Origin of the sequence: Photobacterium kagoshimensis, assembly GCF_050337045.1 — a bacterium.
In the GTDB taxonomy this organism is placed as follows: Bacteria; Pseudomonadota; Gammaproteobacteria; order Enterobacterales; family Vibrionaceae; genus Photobacterium; species Photobacterium kagoshimensis.
The window spans coordinates 1-3,289 of record NZ_JAKJSO010000041.1 but is presented as its reverse complement, the minus strand read 5'-3'; the positions used below and the strand labels follow the sequence as shown (position 1 = coordinate 3,289).

The following is a 3,289-nucleotide window of genomic DNA, read 5'->3' as shown; positions in this document are numbered from 1 at the left end:
GTGCGTTGGCAGGGAAGTGGTTACATTTTGGTGGTTGCCGTAAAAAGTCTACTTGTGGGCGCTGTCCGCGGCTTTAGTTTGGGCTGCCTTTTAATCAATATTGCACGCGCTTCTGGTTCATTTTTTCTAGGTAAACCATAGTGCTAACATCATCGTAGCCGCTATTTTGTGGGTAAACGCGCAGTAATTTTCGTGGTTATAGTTTTGAATTTGTCTGCCTTGAGTKGGGTGTTTGTCGCGCTTAATCAGCGCATTTTTAACTGCATTTCATCATGGCAGGCAAGCTGCTTAACCCAAGTCAAACGGCCGGGTAACAAAGCCATTAATACGACCACCAACGCTCGGCATTCTAGGTCTGAATTGGCTKTRGTGTTTTCGGTGGTCTATCAACATTATCGTAATACGTTGTGGCGTATTATGGCGAGCGTTATATTCTTAGGGGGGGAACATTGGATCATAAATTAAGAAAAGAAATTGGGAAGATCGAGAAACTAAAGAGAAGAAAGAAATTTCAATGTCTGTTTCCTCAATGTTCTGATGTCTCTATAGGTTCTCACTCTCAGCAACGGGGTGGTCAACTTAAAGTTATAAGTGAAAATGATGAAGTATTCTCCATGAACTTCAGCATGTATGATGTATTGACCAAAGGTAATAGTGCATTTTCATTGGTTAAAACAAGGATAAAAAATGCTTCTATTTATCCAGGCTTCTGCCAAACTCATGATGGTCAGGTTTTTTCACCCATAGAAAAACAACCGCTTAAAAAAGGGGATGAGCTTCAGGCTGCAACCTTTTTTCTTCGGACAGTTACATACGAAGTAACCAGAAAAAGATTAGTGCATTTTGGAACGCAAAAAATATTGGAAAACTGCGCGAAAATTTTACCAGAAACAGCTCTGGATAATTTTAAGCTACAGAACTTAGGCCGAGAGAAGTTCATTAAACATGATTTGCCTTTTTATTTAAACAATGCATATAAGGCATATAACTCTCCTGAATCAGGAATATTAAAAACCAAGTGGGTAGTTATTCCTAAAAAACTAAATGCCTCTAGCTGCACAGTGTTTTCGCCTATGCGGGATTTTCAGGAAAGAATATACCATCAAGCCATTGCCTCTCCACAGATCCTTTCCTCATTTAATTTAGTTCCGATGCAAGATGAGACTCATGTTATTGTTTCTTGGTTAGCGCAGCATACAGACGAAAATGAGTGGATTGAATCTGTAATGGATACGCAGTTAGAAAAGTTCATCAATTATGTGGCAATTTGTGAGTCCGAAGATATTTGTATTGGTCCGGAACTGTGGGAGTCGGTAGATATTTTTACTCGTGAGCGCGTTTATGAGGCAATGCATCACGAAGTCTATCGTGGAGCGCTTGACGAAATACCATGCATCATAAGAATATAACAAGGCAATCAAGGTGATGCGTTACACTCGGCAGTTTTGGTGTGGAGTTCAGTGTTCTTTGCTAGCTCAGTGGGGCACACCTTATTGCAGGCGTTATGTGCTATCAGAAAAGGAATTAAGATAGTTATGAAAAGGTACATTTTAAGCGCAATCGGTATAGTTGTTGTTTTAATTTCGCTGTATGGATCTTTTGATTCTTATCGAAATTCTCATCTTTCAACGAATATTGAAAATGGCAGTTACGAGAAATGTTTCAATGATAGTAATTTAAAAAATTTTACTTACCGTTCGTGGAGTGGGGGCGACCAATTAGCTGTGAGGTTTGTTGACTCAGGTAATAAAGCCTGTTTCGCTCCAAGGTTTCCATCAATTGAGGTTACATCTCCTCGAGTCACACATTGGATWCATATTGTTTCGACAAATGGCAGTGCTCAACTAACTGGTAAGCATTCATCATTTGGTTCAAATGTGCGGGGATGGCAATTTGTTGATGTCGGCTCACAAAATCACCGTGATAATGGCATTCCATTTTATAGTGTAAATACGGCTTTTAGGGATAATCCTGCGTGGAGTGTCGCTCCACACGTTACATTAGATTGGGTCGGCACAGTATTTGGGTTGAGTGAGCAAGATGGAGTTTTGTATCCCGTAGGCGGATTGAGTTGGGGCTTTACACTGCAACAATGGACTTTAGAGCCTAAAGCAATCCTTCCCAAGGTCGTGGATAAAGAAGCTTGGTTAGCTGTAATGGATGACTTAGTTAAGGAATATCCAAACTACAAATTCAGTAGACATTCAACTCGCACATAACAAAGCCATCAAAACGACCCTCAACGCTTGGYATTCTAGGTATGAATTGTCTTTAGTGTTTACGGTGGGTAATTAAATAATGTCGTAATGCGTTGCTGGCGTTTTATGGCAGGTCGTTACCCGACTWGGTTSAGTTCTTTTTGTGTACYTAACTCCGCTGTTGTTGTGCGTTGGTCAATTCCAGTGAAATCCGTATGCAGTAAGAATCGTTCGTCGTTCATAGCGGCTTCTTATTTTTAAATGTCTCAACGGCTTGCGTGAATGTTCGCTGGTCACCGCGCCAACTTCTGTATTTGGTTTTTACCATGGTTCGGCCGTGGCGGTTGATACTCCGTGTACTTACCAGTTCTTAAATTTATCAGCTATTGCCGCACCATTTTCGAGGATAGCCGCTTTCAATATTGTGGTCGGTGCGTTGGCAGGGAAGTGGTTACATTTTGGTGGTTGTCGTAAGCAGTAGTATTGTGCGCGATGTTCGCGGCTTTAGTTTGGGCTGCCTTTTTATCAATATTGGCGAGCGTTTCTGGTGCATCTTTTCTAGGTAAACCATAGTGCTAACTTCATCGTAACCGCTATTTTGTGGGTAAACACGCAGTAATTTTCGTGGTTATAGTTTTGAATTTGCCTGCCTGGGTTAGGTGTTTGTCGCGCTTAATCAGCGCCTTTTTTAATTGCATCTCATCATGGCAGGCAAGCTGCTTAACCCAAGTCAAACGGCCGGGTAACAAGGGCATTAAGGTGACGCTTAACACTCGGCGGTTTTGGTTTGAAGTGTATTTGGTTTTGTAAGTTCAGCGTTGGCGCACCTTATGCCAAGGCGTTACCCGACTTGGTTGAGTTCTTTTTGTGTACTTAACTCCGCAGTCGCTATGCGTTGGTCAATTCCAGATAAATCCGTATGCAGTTAGAATCGATCGTCGTTTATAGCGGCTTCTTGTTTTTAAATGTCTCAACGGCTTGCGTGAATGTTCTCTGGTAACCGCGCCAACTTCTGTATTTGGTTTTACCCATGGTTCGGCCGTGGCGGTTGATGCTCTGCGTACATACCAGTTCTTAAATTTCTCAGCTAT

Annotated in this window: 4 protein-coding genes; 3 read left to right on the top strand and 1 reads right to left on the bottom strand. The window is 41.8% G+C overall.

Annotation, left to right across the window (positions count from 1 at the left end; all coding sequences use genetic code 11):
* The first annotated feature begins 449 nt into the window (after positions 1 to 449).
* The 3 genes from L4C35_RS22855 (at position 450) to L4C35_RS22845 (ending at position 2,679) form a co-directional block, all read left to right on the top strand.
* Positions 450 to 1,409, top strand: a complete 960-nt coding sequence (locus tag L4C35_RS22855; protein WP_428465020.1) for a hypothetical protein — start codon at positions 450 to 452, stop codon at positions 1,407 to 1,409.
* A 126-nt stretch (positions 1,410 to 1,535) separates the two neighbouring features.
* Complete coding sequence (locus L4C35_RS22850; RefSeq protein WP_428465019.1) at positions 1,536 to 2,219, top strand: hypothetical protein; 684 nt, start codon at positions 1,536 to 1,538, stop codon at positions 2,217 to 2,219.
* Positions 2,220 to 2,472: 253 nt separating this feature from the next.
* Positions 2,473 to 2,679, top strand: a complete 207-nt coding sequence (locus L4C35_RS22845; RefSeq protein WP_428465018.1) for a hypothetical protein — start codon at positions 2,473 to 2,475, stop codon at positions 2,677 to 2,679.
* 112 nt (positions 2,680 to 2,791) lie between these two features.
* Here the strand turns inward: L4C35_RS22845 and L4C35_RS22840 are convergent, their stop codons facing one another.
* The gene (locus L4C35_RS22840; RefSeq protein ID WP_428465017.1) at positions 2,792 to 2,953 is read right to left on the bottom strand and encodes a hypothetical protein; all 162 of its coding nucleotides are present in this window, start codon (positions 2,951 to 2,953) and stop codon (positions 2,792 to 2,794) included.
* Positions 2,954 to 3,289 lie beyond the last annotated feature (336 nt).